This is a genomic window from Actinoplanes sp. NPDC051537, from assembly GCF_055586105.1.
The window spans coordinates 213,262-231,348 of the sequence record NZ_JBVJIU010000017.1; the positions used below are offsets into that span (position 1 = coordinate 213,262).

At 71.3% G+C, this 18,087-nt stretch carries 14 protein-coding genes; 4 read left to right on the top strand and 10 right to left on the bottom strand.

What is annotated here, in order from left to right; genetic code table 11:
• Positions 1-61 precede the first annotated feature (61 nt).
• The 4 genes from ACZ6TB_RS36200 to ACZ6TB_RS36215 all read right to left on the bottom strand — a co-directional run bounded on the left by ACZ6TB_RS36200 (position 62) and on the right by ACZ6TB_RS36215 (position 3,899).
• Complete coding sequence (locus tag ACZ6TB_RS36200) at positions 62-1,078, bottom strand: ABC transporter permease subunit (protein WP_465562300.1); 1,017 nt, start codon at positions 1,076-1,078, stop codon at positions 62-64.
• Positions 1,075-1,956: an ABC transporter ATP-binding protein gene (locus ACZ6TB_RS36205; protein WP_465562377.1), complete on the bottom strand. Its 882-nt coding sequence runs from the start codon at positions 1,954-1,956 to the stop codon at positions 1,075-1,077. Before ACZ6TB_RS36205 ends, ACZ6TB_RS36200 begins: the two co-directional genes overlap by 4 nt.
• A gap of 2 nt (positions 1,957-1,958) precedes the next feature.
• Positions 1,959-2,369 carry a GntR family transcriptional regulator gene (locus ACZ6TB_RS36210; RefSeq protein WP_465562302.1) on the bottom strand — a complete coding sequence of 137 codons (411 nt, stop codon included), beginning with the start codon at positions 2,367-2,369 and terminating at the stop codon, positions 1,959-1,961.
• Positions 2,370-2,471: 102 nt separating this feature from the next.
• Complete coding sequence (locus tag ACZ6TB_RS36215) at positions 2,472-3,899, bottom strand: NAD-dependent succinate-semialdehyde dehydrogenase (protein WP_465562304.1); 1,428 nt, start codon at positions 3,897-3,899, stop codon at positions 2,472-2,474.
• 109 nt (positions 3,900-4,008) lie between these two features.
• Between ACZ6TB_RS36215 and ACZ6TB_RS36220 the strand changes: the two genes are divergently transcribed.
• Positions 4,009-4,920 carry an NAD(P)-dependent oxidoreductase gene (locus tag ACZ6TB_RS36220; RefSeq protein ID WP_465562305.1) on the top strand — a complete coding sequence of 304 codons (912 nt, stop codon included), beginning with the start codon at positions 4,009-4,011 and terminating at the stop codon, positions 4,918-4,920.
• Here the strand turns inward: ACZ6TB_RS36220 and ACZ6TB_RS36225 are convergent.
• On the bottom strand, positions 4,811-5,779 hold the full coding sequence (locus ACZ6TB_RS36225; protein ID WP_465562307.1) for a GlxA family transcriptional regulator: 969 nt from the start codon (positions 5,777-5,779) through the stop codon (positions 4,811-4,813). The genes ACZ6TB_RS36220 and ACZ6TB_RS36225 overlap by 110 nt on opposite strands.
• 76 nt (positions 5,780-5,855) lie before the next feature.
• On the opposite strand from ACZ6TB_RS36225, the gene ACZ6TB_RS36230 reads away from it, so the two are divergent.
• Positions 5,856-6,476 (top strand): L-threonylcarbamoyladenylate synthase, encoded by a 621-nt coding sequence (locus ACZ6TB_RS36230; protein WP_465562308.1) that lies wholly within the window; start codon positions 5,856-5,858, stop codon positions 6,474-6,476.
• A 65-nt stretch (positions 6,477-6,541) separates the two neighbouring features.
• Here the strand turns inward: ACZ6TB_RS36230 and ACZ6TB_RS36235 are convergent, their stop codons facing one another.
• A complete protein-coding gene (locus tag ACZ6TB_RS36235; RefSeq protein WP_465562310.1) occupies positions 6,542-8,146 on the bottom strand; it encodes an alpha-amylase family glycosyl hydrolase in 1,605 nt (534 codons plus the stop codon).
• A gap of 76 nt (positions 8,147-8,222) precedes the next feature.
• Between ACZ6TB_RS36235 and ACZ6TB_RS36240 the strand changes: the two genes are divergently transcribed.
• Positions 8,223-10,010: a DUF6461 domain-containing protein gene (locus tag ACZ6TB_RS36240; RefSeq protein WP_465562312.1), complete on the top strand. Its 1,788-nt coding sequence runs from the start codon at positions 8,223-8,225 to the stop codon at positions 10,008-10,010.
• A 402-nt stretch (positions 10,011-10,412) separates the two neighbouring features.
• On the opposite strand, the gene ACZ6TB_RS36245 is transcribed toward ACZ6TB_RS36240, so the two are convergent.
• The 4 genes from ACZ6TB_RS36245 to ACZ6TB_RS36260 all read right to left on the bottom strand — a co-directional run bounded on the left by ACZ6TB_RS36245 (position 10,413) and on the right by ACZ6TB_RS36260 (position 16,757).
• The gene (locus ACZ6TB_RS36245; protein ID WP_465562314.1) at positions 10,413-11,657 is read right to left on the bottom strand and encodes an SGNH/GDSL hydrolase family protein; all 1,245 of its coding nucleotides are present in this window, start codon (positions 11,655-11,657) and stop codon (positions 10,413-10,415) included.
• Position 11,658: 1 nt separating this feature from the next.
• Positions 11,659-14,613 carry a glycosyl hydrolase 115 family protein gene (locus ACZ6TB_RS36250; RefSeq protein WP_465562317.1) on the bottom strand — a complete coding sequence of 985 codons (2,955 nt, stop codon included), beginning with the start codon at positions 14,611-14,613 and terminating at the stop codon, positions 11,659-11,661.
• On the bottom strand, positions 14,610-15,893 hold the full coding sequence (locus tag ACZ6TB_RS36255; protein ID WP_465562319.1) for an SGNH/GDSL hydrolase family protein: 1,284 nt from the start codon (positions 15,891-15,893) through the stop codon (positions 14,610-14,612). The genes ACZ6TB_RS36250 and ACZ6TB_RS36255 overlap by 4 nt, the downstream gene beginning before the upstream one ends.
• 168 nt (positions 15,894-16,061) lie before the next feature.
• The gene (locus ACZ6TB_RS36260) at positions 16,062-16,757 is read right to left on the bottom strand and encodes a polysaccharide deacetylase family protein (RefSeq protein WP_465562321.1); all 696 of its coding nucleotides are present in this window, start codon (positions 16,755-16,757) and stop codon (positions 16,062-16,064) included.
• A gap of 200 nt (positions 16,758-16,957) precedes the next feature.
• Here ACZ6TB_RS36260 and ACZ6TB_RS36265 point away from each other — a divergent pair, with 200 nt between their 5' ends.
• Positions 16,958-18,010, top strand: a complete 1,053-nt coding sequence (locus tag ACZ6TB_RS36265; protein ID WP_465562323.1) for an endo-1,4-beta-xylanase — start codon at positions 16,958-16,960, stop codon at positions 18,008-18,010.
• Positions 18,011-18,087 lie beyond the last annotated feature (77 nt).

Below are 18,087 nucleotides of genomic sequence, written 5' to 3' on the forward strand. Positions count from 1 at the left end.
TCTCCCGTGCGTAAGCGTCGGCCGACTACCCACAGTGCCGCCAACCAAGTGCCGTCGAACCCTACGCCACCCGGCGCCTGATCCACCAGAAGCAGAACAGCCCGAGAGCGACCGAAGCTACCAGGAAGACACCCAGCTCGCGCCACTGGAGCGGCCAGAACTTATCAGGACCCAGGTAGATCACCTTTTGTTGCAGATTCTGCGAAGCAATCCACTTCTCGCAGTCCCGCGGGCCGCCGGCCGCGTCCGGGCCGCACGTGGCCGGGTCGTACGGGCCGTGGAACTCCGCGCCCGAGGACGTGACGACTTCGTTACTGAGCACCCACGCCCGCTTCACCGGCACCTCGGCCTCGACCCGCATGTCCCGGCTCGGGTCGTTGATGCTGAGGCTGATCCCGCCGACCTTGTCGGCGGTCAGGGCGCCCTGGTAGACGCTCTGCCCGGCCAGGTGCGGCCGGAGGAACGCCACCGAGAGGAACATCGCGGCGGCGACCACGACCAGGGTGACCGCCATCGCCGGGACGGTCCGGCGCATCAGCATGCCGATCGTCACGCCGGCCACGAACGCGAACGCCGCATAGCCGATCGGCACCAGCCCCCGGGCGGTGAACGTCTCCGGCAGCATCCAGCCCTGGGCCCGGTCGAGCGGGCTGGCCCAGGCGGTGAGCGCCCAGCTCAGCAGCCCGGCGACGGCGACCGTGGCGAGGCCTATCCCGGCCAGCTTGACGGCCAGCCACCGGCCCCGGCTCACCGTCTGGTTCCAGACCAGGCGGTGGGTGCCGGTCTCGAGCTCGCGGGCGACCAGCGGGGCGCCCCAGAACAGGCCGATCAGGGCGGGCATGAGGAACAGCAGGAGGGTGCCGTTGAACAGCAGCCGGCCGTAGATGCTCGCGTCGACCCGCCTGCCGAACTGGGCCGCGAGCTGTTCGCAGTTGCTGGTGCAGCCCTCGTAGCCGAGGTCACGGGCGAGGTCGAGCAGCGCGCCCCGGGTGGCCAGGAAGGTGGCGGCGACCGCCACCGCGATCGCGCCCCCGATCAGGGCCTGGATGCGGAACTGACGCCAGGTGAGCCAGATCATCGCTGCTTCTCCAGTACGCGGTCACGGCCACCGCCGGCGGCCTCGGTCATGTACGCCAGGACGAGGTCCTCGAGGTCGAGACGGTCGACGGTGAACGCCGGGTCCTCGATCGGGGCGGAGCTGCGCACCACGAGCGTCGACTGCACGTCGGTGTGCCGGGCGTGCACCACCTGCCGGCCGCCCCCGAGCGTGGCCGGATCGATGCGCGCGCCGGTGAGCCGGTGGTGGGTGGCGAGCAGCTCCTCCACGTCGCCGGCGACCCGGACCCGGGACCTGACCAGCACGATCATGTGGTCGCAGACCCGTTCCAGGTCGGCGACCAGGTGCGAGGACATCACCACGCTGGTGCCGGCCTCGGCCACGTACTCCATCAGGCCCTGGAGGAACTCGCGCCGGGCGAGCGGGTCGAGGGCGGCCACCGGCTCGTCGAGCAGCAGCAGGTCGGGCCGCTTGGCGATGGCCAGGGTCAGGGCGAGCTGGGCCCGCTGGCCGCCGGAGAGCTTGCCGGCCTTCTGCCGCGGGTCGAGGTCGAGCCGCTCGATGCGGTCGCGGGCCAGCGCGTCGTCCCACGACGGGTTGAGGTGCGCGCCGAAGCGCAGGTGGTCGTCGATGGTGAGCCCGCCGTAGACCGGCGAGTCCTGGGCGACGAAGCCGATCCGGGGCGAGCCGCTGACCGGCGGGGCGCCCAGCACCGACAGCGCGCCCGCGGTCGGCGCGAGCAGGCCGCAGACCAGCTGGAGCAGCGTCGACTTGCCGGCGCCGTTCGGTCCGACCAGGCCGACGACGTGGCCGGCCGGTACGTCGAGGGTGCAGTCGGACAACGCGGTCCGTCTGCCGTACCGCTTGGTGAGGCCGTCAGTGACCACGACGCTCGTCATCGTCATCCCCGTCCCGCTCGTTCCGCTCGGTCCGCCGAAAAGCGGCGAAATGTGTTCACGAACAACGCCTCGATGCTCTCGTCGCCGAGGCCGGCGTCGCGTGCCTTGGCCAGCCAGCCCTCGAGGTCGCGGCGCAACGGCTCGTGCGCGGCCAGCTCGGCGTCGCCACCGAGGGTGCGGGTCACGAAGGTGCCGAGGCCGGGCCGGGGCTGGACGAGACCCTCGTACTCCAGCTCGCGGTAGGCCTTGAGCACCGTGTTCGGGTTGATCGCTACGCGGGCGACCACGTCCTTGACGGTGGGGAGCTTGTCGCCCTCCTTGAGCAGGCCCAGCCGCATGGCGTGCCGCACCTGCTGGATGAGCTGCATGTAGGGCGAGACGCCCGAGCGGGCGTCGAGGTGGAACTCGATCACTGTGTACCCCTAAACATCGCCATCCCTATTCCACTAGGTTCCTAGCACAATAGCAATACAAGAGAGGCCGGAGGCAATGCCTCCGGCCCATCTCTCAGCCAACTACCAGTTGACGGCGATGTACTTCGATTCCAGGTACTCGAGCAGGCCCTCGTGACCGCCTTCGCGCCCGATGCCGCTCTGCTTGACCCCGCCGAACGGCGCCGCCGGGTCGCTGACCAGACCCCGGTTGAGCCCGACCATGCCGGCCTCGATCGCCTCGCTCACCCGCAGACCGCGGGCGAGATCCTTGGTGAAGACGTACGCGACCAGCCCGAACTCGGTGTCGTTGGCGTACCGCACGGCCTCGTCCTCGCTCGTGAACTCCACGATCGGGGCGACCGGCCCGAAGATCTCCTCGCGCAGGATCGGCGCGTCCCCCGGCACGCCGGTGAGAACGGTCGGCGGGTAGTAGAAGCCCGGCCCCTCCGGACGGCGGCCGCCGGTGACGGCCGTCGCGCCGCCGTCGAGCGCGCCCTTCACGAGACCGTCGACCTTGGCCACCGTGTCCTCGTTGACCAGGGGGCCGACCTGCGTCTTCTCGTCGGTGCCGGGCCCGACCACGAGACCGGCCATCCGCTCGGCGAGGCGGCGGGAGAACTCGCCGGCCACCGAGGCCTCGACGTAGAAGCGGTTGGCGGCCGTGCACGCCTCGCCGCCGTTGCGCATCTTGGCGATCATCGCGCCGTCCAGCGCCGCGTCCAGGTCGGCGTCGGCGAAGACCAGGAACGGCGCGTTGCCGCCGAGCTCCATCGACGTGTTCACCACGTTCTCGGCGGCCTGGGCGAGCAGGATCCGGCCGACCTCGGTCGAGCCGGTGAAGGACACCTTGCGGACCCGCGGGTCGGCGAGCATCTTCGAGACGACCTTGCCCGAGCTGCGCGACGGCAGCACGTTGACGACCCCGTCCGGGACGCCGGCCTCGGCCAGGATCGCGGCCATCGCGAGGGCGGTGAGCGGGGTGTCGCTGGCCGGCTTGAGGATCACCGTGCAGCCGGCGGCGAGCGCCGGACCGATCTTGCGGGTGGCCATCGCGGCCGGGAAGTTCCACGGCGTCACCAGCACGCACACGCCTACCGGCTGGCGCACCACGAGGATCCGGTTGGCGCCGCTCGGCGCGGTGCTGACGATGCCCTCGCCGCGCACGGCCTCCTCGGCGAACCAGCGGAAGAACTCGGCCGCGTACGTGACCTCGCCCTTCGCGTCGACCAGCGCCTTGCCGTTCTCCAGGCTGATCAGCTTGGCGAGCTCGCCGGCCCGCTCCGTCATCAGCTCGAACGCGCGGCGCAGGGCTTCACCGCGTACGCGCGGAGGGGTCCTGGCCCAGGCCGCGCCCGCCTCCGCCGCCGCGTTGACCGCCGCGACCGCGTCCGCCTCGCCGCCGTCCGCCACCGAGGCGATCACGTCTCCGGTCGCCGGGTCGAGCACCTCGAAACGGTTCCCGGAGGACGCCGGGACCCACTTGCCACCGATGAAGAGTTCAGTTTCCACGACCCCAGCATGGTCCGGGTCGAGCGATCGCGCCACGGTTCGCGGGTTGGCCGGAATCCGGCGCTGCTTTCCGGCGGCCGGCGCGCTTCCCCACCCGTACGTTATGGGCATGCTCTTGGGTTTTCTCGGTCTCGGGGTGATGGGCCGGCCGATGGCGTCGAACCTGGTGGCGGCCGGTCATGAGCTGGTCGTCTGGACCCGCTCGGGGGTGCCGCTGGAGGGCGCCCGGTCCGCGGGTGATCCGCGCGAGGTCTTCGAACGCACCGAGATCGTCTTTCTCATGCTGGCTGGGGCCGAGGCGATCGACGGCGTGCTCGGTCCCTACGTCGCCGGGCGGACGGTCGTGCACATGGGCACCACCTCGCCGGACTACTCGGCCGATCTCGGGGAGCGCATCGTCGCGGCGGGCGGGCGCTACGTCGAGGCGCCGGTGTCCGGATCACGCGGCCCGGCCGAGGCCGGTCAGCTGGTGGCGATGCTGGCCGGTCAAGATCAAGATCGGGCGCGCGTACGGCCGTTGCTCGCCCCGATGTGCCGCGAGGTGATCGACTGCGGGCCGATCCCGAACGGGTTGCGCATGAAGCTGGCGGTCAACACCTACCTGATCGGCATGGTGACCGCGCTCGCCGAGGCCTTCCACTTCGCCGCCCGGCACGACCTCGACCTCGGTGTGCTGCGCGACGTGCTCGACGCCGGGCCGATGGCCAGCTACGTGTCCCGCGGGAAGGCCGGCAAGATCGTCGATGGCGACTACGGGGTGCAGGCCTCGATCCGGGACGTGCACTACAACAACCGGCTCATCGTCGACGCCGCCGCCGCGCAGGGCATCGCGTCGCCCCTGCTCGACGTCTGCCGGGAGCTCTTCGCCGAGGCCGAGGAGCTCGGCCACGGCGGGCTCGACATGGCCGCCGTCATCCACGCGATGACGGCACGAACCGTTCGCGGTGCCGCTCCCGATACTGGCTCGGCGAGCAGCCCAGCCGCCGCTGGAAGTGCTGCCGCAGCAGCGCCGCCGAGCTGAACCCGGCCCGACCCGCGGCCTCCTCGACCCCGCAGCCGGGCTCGGACTCGAGCAGTTGCTGGGCCAGGCGGATCCGTTGCTCCAGCACCCACGCGTACGGCGTGGTGCCGGTGGCGGCCCGGAACCGGCGCGCGAACGAGCGGGTCGACAGGAACGCCCGCCGGGCCAGCACGTCGATCGACAGGTCCTCGTGCAGGTTGCCGAGAGCCCACGCGAGCAGCTCGTCGAGACCCTCCTCGCGGCCCCGCCGCTCCTCGATCACCGGGGCGTGACCGGCCGAGCGGTGCGGGCCGAGCACCATCCCCCGGGAGACGGCGGCGGCCGCGGTGGCGCCGTGGTCCTTGCGGATCAGGTGCAGGCAGAGGTCGATGGCGGCGGCGGCGCCGGCCGCGGTGAAGATCGGGTCGTCGTCCACGTACAGCACGCCGGGGTCGACCGTCACCCGCGGGAACCAGTCGCGCATCCGGTCGGCGTGCATCCCGTGGGTGGCGACCGTGCGGCCGTCGAGCAGGCCGGCCGCGGCGAGGGTGAACACGCCCGTGCAGACCGCGACGATCCGGGCGCCCCGCGCCGCCGCCGCGTGCAGCGCCCACTCGGTCGCCGGGCCGATCTCGCGGGACGGCTCCTCCGGCGGGGCCACCGCGACCAGGTCGGCGGCGGCGAGCCGGTCGAGGCCCGCGGTCGGCGTGACGTGCATGCCGCCGAACGTCGGCACCGGCACGCCCGGCCGCTCGGAGCAGATGGCGAAGTCGACCGGCGGCACGCCCCGGCCGGTCCGGTCGACGCCGAACACCTCGGCGTAGACGGCCAGCTCGAACGGGCGAACGGAGGACGGCATCAGGACGGCTACGTTCCGCACGCGATTCACCCTGCCAGCGCGGACACGCCGGAGGGACAGCCAGTTGCGGTCGGGTGGCCTTCACTAGGCTGCTCGGGTGGCGAAGTATTTCGACGTGCACCCGGAGAACCCGCAGCCGCGCGCGATCCGGCAGGTGGTCGAGCTCATCCGCGAGGACGGGCTGATCGCGTACCCGACCGACTCCTGTTTCGCGCTCGGTTGCCGGATGGGCAACAAGGACGGCCTCGACCGGATCCGCGAGATTCGCCACCTCGACGACCGCCATCACTTCACGCTGATGTGCCGCGACTTCGCCCAGCTGGGCCAGTTCGTCCAGATCAACAACGCGTCGTTCCGCCTGGTGAAGGCCTCGACCCCGGGCCCGTACACGTTCATCCTGCCGGCCACCAAGGAGGTGCCCCGGCGCCTGCTGCACCCCAAGAAGAAAACAGTGGGCGTACGCATCCCCGAGCACGTGGTGGCGCAGGCGCTGCTGGCCGAGCTGGGCGAGCCGCTGGTGTCGAGCACGCTGCTGCTGCCCGGCCAGGACGAGCCGATGACGATGGGCTGGGAGATCAAGGAGGCCCTCGACCACGCCGTCGACGCGGTCCTCGACTCCGGCGAGTGCGGCGTCGTCCCCACCACGGTCATCGATCTCTCCGACGGCGATCCGGAGATCATCCGAGCCGGCGCCGGCGACGTGTCGCGCTTCGAGTAGCCGTTTTAGGCCTTTTTGAATCAGACCCCGGTGAATCAGACCGCTTTGAATCAGACCGCTTTGAATCAGACCGCTTTGAAAACGCCGTAGCCGAAGCCGGCCACGGACAGGCCGCCGGCGGTCGGTGACACGCCCGACGCCAGCAGCGCGGTGGCGCCCTCCGCCTCGGGAGCGGTCAGGGTCGCCGGCTCCCGGCGGGGATTGACGACGACCAGGTGGGACTCGCCGCGGACGTACGCGAACGGGTAGCCCTCGCTGATGACGCGGGTCGTCGCCCGGGTGCGCAGGGCCGGGGTGGCCCGTCGCAGGGCGGTCAGGGCGCGCACCAGGTGGAGCGTGGACGACGGGTCGGCCTCCTGCGCGGCCACCGTCGGGCGGTCCGGAGACGGGTCGATCGGCAAGTAGAGCCGGACCGCCTCAGCGGTGGAGAAGCCCGCGTTCGGCCCGTCATCCCACTGCATCGGGGTGCGGCAGCCGGCCCGGTTGTACGCCGGGTTGCAGACCGATCCCTCCACGTTCGGCAGGCCCGGCAGGAACCGCATGCCGATCTCGTCGCCGTAGTACAGGCAGGGCACGCTGCCCCAGGTGAACAGGAACGTCAGCGCCGCGCCGAGCTGGTCGGCGGTGCGCGGCCCGCAGCACAGCCGGTCGTAATCGTGGTCGGCGGTCGAGATCACGATCGGCCGGCCCGGGTCCACGGCACGCGCGGCGTCCCAGGCGTCGAGGAAGACGCGGGTGGTGCCCGCCCCGGCGGCGTCGAAGAACGGATCACGGGGCTCGTGGAACGGCAGCAGGCCGGCGTAGTGGTTGTCGAAGAGGCTGCCGTGCTCGTCGTGGATGACCAGGAAGAAGTCGGCGTCGAAGGCGAGCGGTCCGCCGGTACGCGGTTCCGTGCCCTCCGGGATCAGGACGGCGTCCGGATATTCGGCGTCCAGCCATTCGCGGATGTCCCGCCACAGCGCCACCGTCGCGGCCACGCCCTCGACCAGTTGCTCGTCCTTGACCAGCGAGAACGCCATGTCCACCCGGAAGCCGGCGACGCCCCGGTCGAGCCAGAAGGCGATGATGTCGGTCAGCGCCTGCCGGTTGCGGCGCGGCCCGGGCGCGTCGATCGCGTCCCGCCACGGCTCGTCCCCCGGCCGCCGCACCCACCCGAAGTTGAGCGCCGGCTGCTCGTCGTAGAAGTTCTTGAGGTAGTAGCCCTTGCGTGGGCCCGGCGACCGAACCCAGGCCGGCGTGCCCGGCATGTCGCGCGACCACGCCCGGTCGGGCAGCTCCTCGCACCAGATGTAGCGATCGCCGGCCGGGTCGGGCCCGTCGGCGGCCAGCTCGCGCCGAAACCATTCGTGCTCGACCGAGGTGTGCCCCGCGACCAGGTCGAGCATCACCCGGATGCCGCGCTCCCCCGCCTTGGCGACCAGCTCGACCATGTCGTCGTTGGTCCCGTAGCGGGGAGCGATCGTCAGATAGTCCGAGACGTCGTAGCCGGCGTCGACGAACGGCGACGCGAAGCACGGGTTGAACCAGATCACGTCCGCCCCGACCGAGGCGATGTGGTCGAGGCGCGCGATGACGCCGCGCAGATCGCCGATGCCGTCCCCGTCGGAGTCGGCGAACGACTGGGGGTAGACCTCGTAGAGGACGGCGTCGGCAAACCAGTCTCGGCCCATGACCTTGATGCTACGAGGACCGCGCGTTTCCCGGAGCCGGCCGCGGTCCGGGAGCGATCTAGGGCAGGCTGGGCGGGTGGACGCAGACGACTACGCGTGGGCGGTGGAGACGCACGCCCTCGGCCTGAACTTCTGTCTCTCGTTCGTCCGGGGCCTCGGGCCGGACGAGGTGATCTCCCGGCTCGGCGGGGCGGACCCGGTCACGATGGTGTCGGCCGAGGTGGCGCTGGGCGCGGCCGACGCCGTGGCGGACCGGGTCGACGAGCACGGGGCGACCCACGCGAGCGGGCTGGACTACGTGGCGGCGACCCGGGCCGGCGACTGGACCATGGTGATCGAGCCCAACGGGTTCCGGTGCATCGACGACGACGCGGTGCGCATCTTGTCGGCGGCGGGCGAGATGGCGTCGTTCTACTTCAACGAGAACACCACGCCCCGGTTCGCCTGGGCGATCGGCGGCCGGGACCTGGTCGGATTCGACCCCGGCTATCCGGCCGAGCGGCACGGCGACGATCCGGGGCGGCTCGATGCGGCGCTCGCCGAGCTGGGGTTCGAGCCCGACCCCGGCGACGATCGGTTCCGGGAGCGGACGTTCGCCCTGCTGGAGCGGATCACCGGCGTGCGCTGGGACGCGGCGTTCCTCGAGCGTGCGACGTTCCGCTGCGCCGGGGTCGGCGGCGGGGTCACGGCCGAGCCCTGGTACGCCGAGGTCCGCGCGGAGCTGGCGGCCTACGCGGCCGACCCGGACGACTGGGGCGACGACGACCTGGACGGCTGGGGCCGGCGTGGCGTCACCGACCGGAAGATCAAGGCGCTCGGCGCGGCCGGGACGTCGCTCTACGACGAGGACCGCGACCTGGCCCGGGCCATCGCCCACGCGCCCGCCGACCTGATCGGCCGGATGACCGCGTGGGCGAAGGACCGGCCGTTCCGGCGGGCCGGGATCCTCGGCGAGCCGTGGTTCGCCCCCATCCGCGACCGGATGCACCGCGGCGAGTGGGCGCCCGAGCCCGACGTGCGGCTGGTGCGGGAAAGGACCGAAGCCCTTCTGCGTACGGCGTTGCCGCCCTTCAACAACGACGAGGCGGCCCAGCTCAACGCCGTCCGGTCGGCGCTGTGGCCGAAGGAGCAGAAGCACGCCACCGACCGGCTGTGCTGGCAGTTCGCCTCGGCCCTCGGCGCCGGCGGCGGGACGTGGGCCGAGCTGCGCGCGGACCTGTGGCGGGAGTTCCCGGAGCTGCGTGACGTCGCCGTTCCGCCGCCGCCCGCGCCGCCGGCCGAGCGGCCCGCCATGCGCCGCAAGCGGGAGGCGCGGGAGCGGCAGGAGGCGGAGTGGCGGCGCAAGGATCAGGAACGCAGGTGGGCCGGCCGGGTTCCCACCGACCAGCGGCTGCTGGACCCCGAGGTGCAGGCGCACGCCCGCGGCCTGGTCGAACACGACCGCGACCTGGTCGACCGGATCGCCGAGGCCGGCCCCCGGGTGCAGCGCGAGATGGCGGTGTGGGCGGCCCGCTACTGGTGCACCCGCGCCGGATTGATCGCCGCCGACTGGGTCGAGGCCGAGCTGACCGCCCTCGAACGCGGTGATCCGCCCACTCCCTCGTTCGCCGACTTCCGCACCGCCTTCGCCCGCTGGCGCGACGTCCCGCGCGCAAGCCTCACCTCCTCGACGACCGTCTCCTTCGGCCCGCCCGGGCCGCCCGACCCGCCGCGCATCGACCCGGCCGTGATCGCGCTGCACGAGACGATCGCCGCCCGCCAGGACGACCCGTTGCTGGCCGCGATGGACACGATCCACAACGCGGTGGTGCTCGACCCGGAGACCACCATCGCGGCCTTCCGCGCCGCCTTCGATCTCCGCTGAATCAGGGCCACGCCGCACGCATAGGTGAGCAGAGCTGCACGACCGACGCGCGCATAGGTAAGCAGAGCTGCTTCACCGACGCACGCATAGGTGAGCAGAGCGGAATCGCTCTGCTCACCTATACGCGCGTGGTGGGGCGTGGACCTGCAGCTCTGCTTACCGACACGCGCGTGGTGGGGCGTGGACCTGCAGCTCTGCTTACCGATACGCGCGCGCAAAGGTGAGCAGAGCGGCACGACCCACGCGCGCATAGGTGAGCAGAGCTGGACGACCGACGCGCGCATAGGTGAGCAGAGCTGCACGACCCACGCGCGCATGGGTGAGCAGAGCTGACGGCGGTCCCGCGCGAGCCCCGGGTCCGCGTAAGCCCGGGGATCGCGCGGGACCTGTCGAGGCCGGCGGTTACGAGAGCCAGCGCAGCGGGACGGCCGCTGCCAGGACTCCGTAGCCGGCCGGGTTGAGGTGCAGGTGGTCGCCGGTGTCGTAGAGCGGGTTCAGCTGCCTCGGGTTCGCGGGATCGCGCGCCGCCACGTCGAAATCCACTATTTCGTCGAATATCCGGCCGTGGCGCAGGGCGGCGTTCACCGTCTGGCGGGTGGACTCGCGCAGGCCGCCGGGGTCGTCGTAGCCGGTGTTGCCGCCGAACGGCGTGATGGTGGCGCCGTAGGCGACGATGTCGCGGGCGTGCGCCCGCAGCGCCACCTGCTCGAAGGCGAAGAGCAGGTCGTCGGCCACCTGCTTCTGGGCGGCCTCCGACGCCTCGGCGGTGCCGATGTCGTTGACGCCCTCGAAGATCAGCATCCGGTCGACGCCGCTGGTGGCCAGCACGTCGCGGTCCAGGCGGGCCAGGACGTTGGGGCCGAGGCCGTCGTTGAGGATCCGGTTGCCGCCGGCCGCCTGGTTGAGCACCGCGGCGCGCGGGCGCCGGGCGAACAACTGGTCGGGCCAGCGGTCGTTGCCGTCCGTCGTGGACCCCCGTCCGTCGGTGAGCGAGTCGCCCACGATCGCGATGGCCGGCGCGTTGGCCAGGACCTCCACGCCGCTGATCAGATACCAGTGCGCGCCGGTCGCGGCACCCGGCACATCGGGGGCAAGGACAAAATTCCCGTTCAGGAGGTACGTCGTGGTCCGTGACCCGGGATGCGAGGTCAAGTTCAGCGTCGCCTGCCCGGCCGCCAGGTAGGTGCTGATCGTCAGGTTCGCGCCGGACGGCACGGGCAGGTCGACCGGGTCGGAGACCACGTGGGCGCCGACCGGGACGACCACCGAGGTCCGGCCGCCGAAGGTCAGCGGGCGGCTGCTGCCGGCCACGATCGCCGGCACCCCGGCCTTGCCGCCGGCGGGCAGGGCTACGGCCGCCGAGGTGATCGGCAGCGCGGCCCCGCCGAACGCGTTCGAGAAGCGGACCCGCAGCCGGGAGCCGCCCACGGTCACGTGCACGGTCTGCCGGAGCGTGGTGTCCACCAGCGTCGACGACGGGCCGGTGAACGGGGCCGGCGGCAGGTTGCCGGGCTCGGTGAGCTGCGGCATCGACACCCAGGTGTGCATCCACCGCCGGCGCGAGCCGTGGGCGGCGGCCCGTCCGGGGACGATCAGCGCGGCCGGGACCGCCGCCCCGCCCAGGCCCAGAACTGTTCTGCGGCGCATGTCAGGCCCTCCGGCTCTCGGGCGGTCCCAGGTAGCTGTACTTCACGCCGCCGGTGTCGACGACCAGCCGCTGGACGATCACGGTCGGGTCGACGGCCCAGAAGGTCAGCGTGTGCGTGCCGGCCCGGTCCACGGTGTGGGTCGTGCTGGTGACGTTGATGTTCTGCGAGGTGTTGCGGGCCCACTGCCGGTTCATCGTGGTGTCGTTGGCGCCGGTCGCCTTGGTCATGTTGACCACCTGCGGCGTCTCGCCGTCGATCGACACCGCGTATTTGAGGCCGTCGCCGGGCAGCACGTTGTTGCGTGGCGACAGGTAGGCCGACACCGTCACCGGCCCGGTGGTGGTGAGCGTCATCCGGTAGTCGAGCCGGGCGCCGGCGGTCGACAACGGCGTCAGCCCGTTGCCGGTCTTGCCGATGCCGGGCAGCAGCTGCCAGTTTCCGGTCGAGGACGTGTAGTGGTCGGCCTCCATCGCCACGTACCCGTTGGCCTCGAGGAAGCCGGCCGGCCGCAGCGTCGGGTTCGCGATCGGCGCCTGCACGGTGACCGACGAACCGGCTGCGGTGATGGTGATCGGCACGCTGCGTGTCCCGCGCGGCGCCCGCCGCCAGTCCACGGTGACCAGTGAGCGAACCTGATCGGTGACCGTGCCCGAAGCCCGGGTCACGGAGAGCCACGGCGCGCCACTACTGATCTGGTACGCGAACGGCGTCGTCCCCTTGTTGTAGACGTCGATGTACTGCCGCGACTGGCTCTGCCACGGGCTGAACGCCGGCAGGGTCGAAGCGGATCCGCCGTCCAGCGCCACACCCAGCGACGCCTCCGCCGGCAGGGAGATCCGCTTGACGTACGGGAAGATCTCGTCCGGCAGCGCCACGTTGTTGAGCTCCGGCTGCTGCCAGGGCGCGTTCGGGCCGTAGCGGGCCACGTTCCCGTACCCGATCTTCGGTTGCAGCTGCCAGTCGTGCCACTTCCCGCCGGCCAGCGTCGTGTTGTAGTAGGCGCTCATGGCCTGGTCCTGGGCGAACAGCGCCTCGGCCCGATCGGCGAGACCGTTCGTGGCGGCGCGGCCCTGCGCGGCGTACGCGATGTTGGTGAACTCCGCCCGCCGCAGGTCGTAGATGATCGCCGTGTCCTGCACCTGGTAGTACAGGAGCTGGTAGAACGCGTCCTGCCAGGCCGCCGGCACCTGTGCTTTCAGAAGCGAGGCGTCGCGGGCGAGCGCCAGCCACTCGTTGGTGACGCGGTCCATCTCGCCGTAGTCGGTGAGGCTGAACGGCGTCTGCTGGTCGTCGTAGACCACGGCGGTCGGGTCGGTCGTGATGTCCTTGGCCGGGTCCACCGTGATGCGCCGGTTCAGGAGCTCCGGCTTGCGGCGGGACTGCAGGTGGCCGTACCGGTCGAGGAGGGAAGCGATCGCCGGCGCGAGTCGCGCGCCGAAGCTCTCGGAGGCGTATTGCCGCGTCCACTCCCCCAGCTTGCTGACCGGCAACGAAGACGGGTTCCAGGCGTAGTCGAGGAAGAACTGGGTGGGCAGCTCCTCGTTCTTGAGGTCGCCGACGTTGGCCACCCACAGGCGGTTGACGCCGGACGCGTACGCCCGATGCAGTTGCTCCCAGGTGTTGGTGAGGTTCGCGGTGTCCGCCCACTTGTAGTTGCGGCCGTCGCCCACGTAGTCGAAGTGGTAGTACATGCCGTAACCACCGCTGCGGGCCGGCAACGACGCGTCGGGCAGCTTGCGCATGTTGCCCCAGTTGTCGTCGCAGAACACGACGGTGACGTCGTCCGGCGGCCGGTAGCCCTGGTCCCAGTAGCGCTGCACCTCCTTGTAGAGGGTCTGCACCTGGGGCCGGTCGATCAGGCCGGTCTCGCGCAGGATCTCCCGCTGGCTGTCGATGATCGAGCTCATCAGGTCGATGCCGTCGCCGTCGGGCAGCGACACGTCGCCGTTGCCGCGCATGCCGAGCGTGATGACGCCGTCGATGTTCTGGTCACGCATCCGCTCGGCGCCGTCCCGCCAGTACGCCTCGATCGCGTCCTTGTTCTGCCGGTAACTCCAAACACCATTTCCGCCGTACGGGTCGGTGCCGTTGACGGCGTGCCGGTTCCACTCCTCGATGCCGCGCATCATCGGCGCCTCGTGCGAGGTGCCCATGACGACGCCGTACGCCGTGGCGGTCGCGTGGTTCGCGGGATCGTCCTCGGCGAACGCCCGCCCCCAGACGGCCGGCCACAGGTAGTTGGCCTTGAGCCGCAGCATGGTCTCGAAGACCTTGGCGTAGTACGCGGCGTTCAGCCCGCCCGGATAGCCCGGCGCCTTGCCGGGGCCGAAGTACTGCGGCGCCCAGGTGCCGGTGGCCGGGTTCTCGTCGTTGATGAAGAAGCCGCGGTACTTCACCGCCGGCGTGCCCTGGGTGTGCCGCCCGGGCAGCACGTACAGGCTGTCCTGGTGGGCGACCGGCACGTCGTCCCAGAAGTACCAGGGCGAGACGCCGATGTTCTTCGACAGGTCGTACGCGCCGTAGATCGTTCCGCGCTGGTCGCTGCCGGCGATGACGAAGGCCCGTCGCACGCCCGGGAGCGGGTTCTCCACGACCTGCTCGACGGTCGTCTCCCATTTGCCCTTAATTCCGGAAATATCAAGCTTTCCTCGGGCAATGATCTTGTCGATCGTGGGGCTGCGCCCGATCGTACCGAGAATGATCGGGTCCTTTTTGTCCGATGCGTCCGCTGCGGTAACCCGGTGCAGATCGCCCCGGAGATCGGCGGCGACCCGAACCACGCCGGCAAAGTCAGCATCATCGACGAGGACGGGCGCGCCGGCCAGCGGGAAACGCCCGGGTCCGGGATGCGTGCTGACGTAGTCGTGCACGGTGTCCGAAGTGGTGTGCGCCTGCGCGGCGGCCGGAACGGCGAGCAGCGGCAGGACCAGGCTGAGGGCGAGGGCGGCCTTCATCGGAACAGCCCGAGGTTCACCGCGGCGGCCATCACGACCATGCCGGCGTCGTTCGGGTGCAGGTGGTCCCCGCTGTCCAGGGCCGGGTTGAGCCGGATCGGGTCGGCCGGGTCACCCATCGCGCGGTCGAAGTCGACCACCCCGTCGTACTCGCCGCTCGCCCGGATCCAGTGGTTGAGCCGTTGTCGCTTCTGCTCGTTCTCGACCGAGTAGAAGCCCAGGGTGTCGTCCTTGAAGGGCAGGATCGTTCCGCCGTACGCGGTGACGCCCGCGTCGTGGGCCCGGGCGATCAGCTGGCGATGGCCGGCGACCAGGTCGTCCGCGCTCACGGTCTCGGAGAGCGGCGCGACCGTGCCCGGGTGGCCGAGGTCGTTCACGCCGAGCAGCACGATCATGTAGCGGCGGCCCGGCTGGGCCAGCACGTCCCGGTCGAAGCGCCGCAGCCCGCTGACCCCGAAGTAGTTGGCGAACGTCTCGGCGTCGCTGCCGGCCGGCGGGTTCGGGTCGTGCAGCAGCCGGTTGCCGGAGACGCCGAGATTGGCCACCCCGAGGTCCAGGTGCGCCCGGCGCAGCCGATCGGCCAGCAGGTCGGGCCAGCGGTGGTTGAGGTTGGCGGTCGTGTTGGCGCCGTTGGTGATCGAGTCGCCGAGCGTGACGATCGACGCGCTCCCCCGCTTGCGCACGGCGACCCCGGACAGGAACAGGTCCTGCTGGATCGTCGCCGCCGGCGTGATCGTGCGGGCGGCGGTGACGTTCCCGGCCGCGATCACGTTGTCCTGGAACGAGAACGCGGCCAGCGTCGTGACCGTCGTCCGCTCCTCGAAGTAGATGCTGATCACGAGGTCGCCGCCGGCCGGCAGGCGCAGCGGCACCGGGTCGCTGACCATCGGCGCGCCGGCCGGGATCGTGGCGTCGCCGCGGCCCGAGAAGGTCACGCGGCGGTCGGTGCCGGGCACGGCGGCCGTGCTCGCGCCGGCGCCGTCGCGCCGGGCCACATGGACGGCGGCCACGTGCAGGGCCGTCTCGCCGAACTCGTTGGTGAGCCGGATGCGCAGCTCGTCGCCGCCGGTCGAGCAGTGCACGACGTGCCGCACGGTCTGCCGTTCGAGGACGGTCGGCGTGCCGCGGGACGGGATCGTGGTGGGCACGGCGGCCCAGGTGGCGACCCAGCCGTCGGGGCCGGATCCGTGGGCCGAGGCCGGCCCGGCGACGCCGACCGCGGCGGCGCCCACGGCGGAGCCGGCGGCCAGCGCGAGCAGTTCGCGTCGGGTGGTGGACATGGGGGTCTCCTTCCGAACCCCACCCCGTGCACTGGGTGGGGTGAGATTACGGCCGCGGTACGACAGTTCTCGCGGCCGGTCCACAGCGGCGGTGCCGCTGCGGCGGTGCCGCTGCGGCGGTGCCGTTGCGGCGGTGCCGCTGCGGCCGGTCCACAGCGGCGGTGCCGCTCAGCCGCGGGCGAGCGGCAGGGTGAAGCGCCAGCACTCGGCGCGCAGCTCGGGGATGATCTGGTCGACGGCCGCGACGGTCTGGCTGCGGTCGCCGCCGCCGTCGTGCATGAGGATCACGGCGCCCGGCGTGAGGCGGTCCCGGATCCGCTGCACCAGCACGTCGGTGCCGGGCGGCACCCAGTCCTCGATGTCGAAGCGCCAGCCGAGCGGCTGCATGCCGAGGTCGGCGGCGACCTGCGGGGTCTGGCCCCAGGCGCCGTACGGCGCGCGGAAGTACGCGATCCGCGCGTGCGGGACGGCCTGGTGGATCAGGTCGCTGGTCGCCTCGAGGTCGGCGCGGATCTGCTCGGGCGTCCAGGTCGACATGTCGTCGTGGTGCATCGAGTGGTTGCACAGCGTGTGGCCGTCGCGGGCGATCGCGCGAACCACCTCGGGGTGCTCGCGGACGTGGTCGCCCCAGAGGCAGAACACGGCCTTCACGTGGTGCTTCTTGAGGACCTTCAGCAGGTTCAGGGTGTCGGGCGGGTTCGGGCCGTCGTCGAACGTGAAGCTGACGACGTTGCCGTGGCCGCGGGCGGTGTCGACGACGACCGGGGTGGGCCGGCCGCCGGCGGAGGCGGGAGTGGTCAACGCGGTGAGGGTGCCCGCGACCGTCGCCAGGGCGACGAGGGCACGAGAGGTGAGGCGGCGCACGCGGAATCCTCCGTGGTGGATCGGAAGTTTCGGAAACATGTCAGCCGAACATTCCGAACGTAGAGGGACCGATCTATGTCGTCAAGAGTCCACATCGAAAGATCTTCGATCAGAAACCGCCATTGACGTGGGCGCGAAGGGCAGCGAAGCTTTCCGGAAGTTCTCGGAACTTTCGGCTCCACCGACCGAAGGGAAGTCTGATGATTCAAGTCCGCGTCCTCTCCGCGGCCGCCGTTGCCGCGGTGACCGTCGTGGGCCTCGCCGTGTTGCCCAGCGGCGCGGCGACGGCCCACGACACCGGGCTGCGCGCCGCGGCCCGCGGCACCGGCGTCAAGATCGGCACCGCCGTCAACATGGACGCTCTCGCGACCGACGCGCCGTACGCGGCCGCGGTCGCCCGCGAGTTCGACACCGTCACGCCGGAGAACGTGATGAAGTGGGAAGTCGTCGAGCCGACCCAGGGCCACTACGACTGGACCCAGGCCGACAAGCTCATCGACACGGCACGCCGCAACGGCCAGGCGGTCCGCGGCCACACGCTGGTCTGGCACAGCCAGCTCCCGTCCTGGATCAACGAGACCGACTTCACCCCGGCCCAGCTGCGGGACCTGCTGCGCCGGCACATCTTCGCCGAGATGGGCCACTTCAAGGGCCGCATCTGGGCGTGGGACGTGGTGAACGAGGCGTTCAACGAGGACGGCACCCTGCGGGACACCATCTGGCTGCGCGCGCTCGGCCCCGGCTACATCGCCGACGCGTTCCGCTGGGCGCACCAGGCCGACCCGTCGGCGATCCTGTTCCTCAACGACTACAACGTGGATTGGATCGGCCCGAAGAGCACGGCCGAGTACAACCTCATCAAGGACCTGCGCCGGCAGGGCGTGCCGGTGCAGGGCTTCGGCATGCAGGGTCACCTCGGCATCCAGTACGGCCTTCCCGGTGACGTGCTGGAGAACGTGCGCCGCTTCGACGCGCTCGGCGTGAAGACCGCGTTCACCGAGGTCGACATCCGGATGATCCTGCCCGACGACGGGATCAAGACGCAGGCCCAGGCCGAGGGCTTCGGCCTGCTGCTGCGCGCCTGCCTGCTGGTGAAGCACTGCATCTCGTACACGGTGTGGGGCTTCACCGACAAGTACTCCTGGGTTCCGGGCGTCTTCTCCGGTGAGGGCTCGGCCACCCCGATGACCGAGGATTACCAGCCGAAGCCGGCGTACGACACCATGAAGGAGACGTTCGAGCTCGCGAAGTAGCACCAAGGCGGGGGGGGGGGGGGGGGGGGGGGGGGGGGGGGCGCGCTGGGTGTGTGTGGGGTGTGGCGTTCTATCGT

What these genes read in the sequence shown, in the direction of transcription:
- ACZ6TB_RS36200 (WP_465562300.1), bottom strand. Translation starts at nt 1,078, where the DNA reads ATGATCTGGCTCACCTGGCGTCAGTTCCGCATCCAGGCCCTGATCGGG.
- ACZ6TB_RS36205 (WP_465562377.1), bottom strand. Translation starts at nt 1,956, where the DNA reads ATGACGAGCGTCGTGGTCACTGACGGCCTCACCAAGCGGTACGGCAGA.
- ACZ6TB_RS36220 (WP_465562305.1), top strand. Translation starts at nt 4,009, where the DNA reads ATGCTCTTGGGTTTTCTCGGTCTCGGGGTGATGGGCCGGCCGATGGCG.
- ACZ6TB_RS36235 (WP_465562310.1), bottom strand. Translation starts at nt 8,146, where the DNA reads ATGGGCCGAGACTGGTTTGCCGACGCCGTCCTCTACGAGGTCTACCCC.
- ACZ6TB_RS36245 (WP_465562314.1), bottom strand. Translation starts at nt 11,657, where the DNA reads ATGCGCCGCAGAACAGTTCTGGGCCTGGGCGGGGCGGCGGTCCCGGCC.
- ACZ6TB_RS36250 (WP_465562317.1), bottom strand. Translation starts at nt 14,613, where the DNA reads ATGAAGGCCGCCCTCGCCCTCAGCCTGGTCCTGCCGCTGCTCGCCGTT.
- ACZ6TB_RS36255 (WP_465562319.1), bottom strand. Translation starts at nt 15,893, where the DNA reads ATGTCCACCACCCGACGCGAACTGCTCGCGCTGGCCGCCGGCTCCGCC.
- ACZ6TB_RS36265 (WP_465562323.1), top strand. Translation starts at nt 16,958, where the DNA reads ATGATTCAAGTCCGCGTCCTCTCCGCGGCCGCCGTTGCCGCGGTGACC.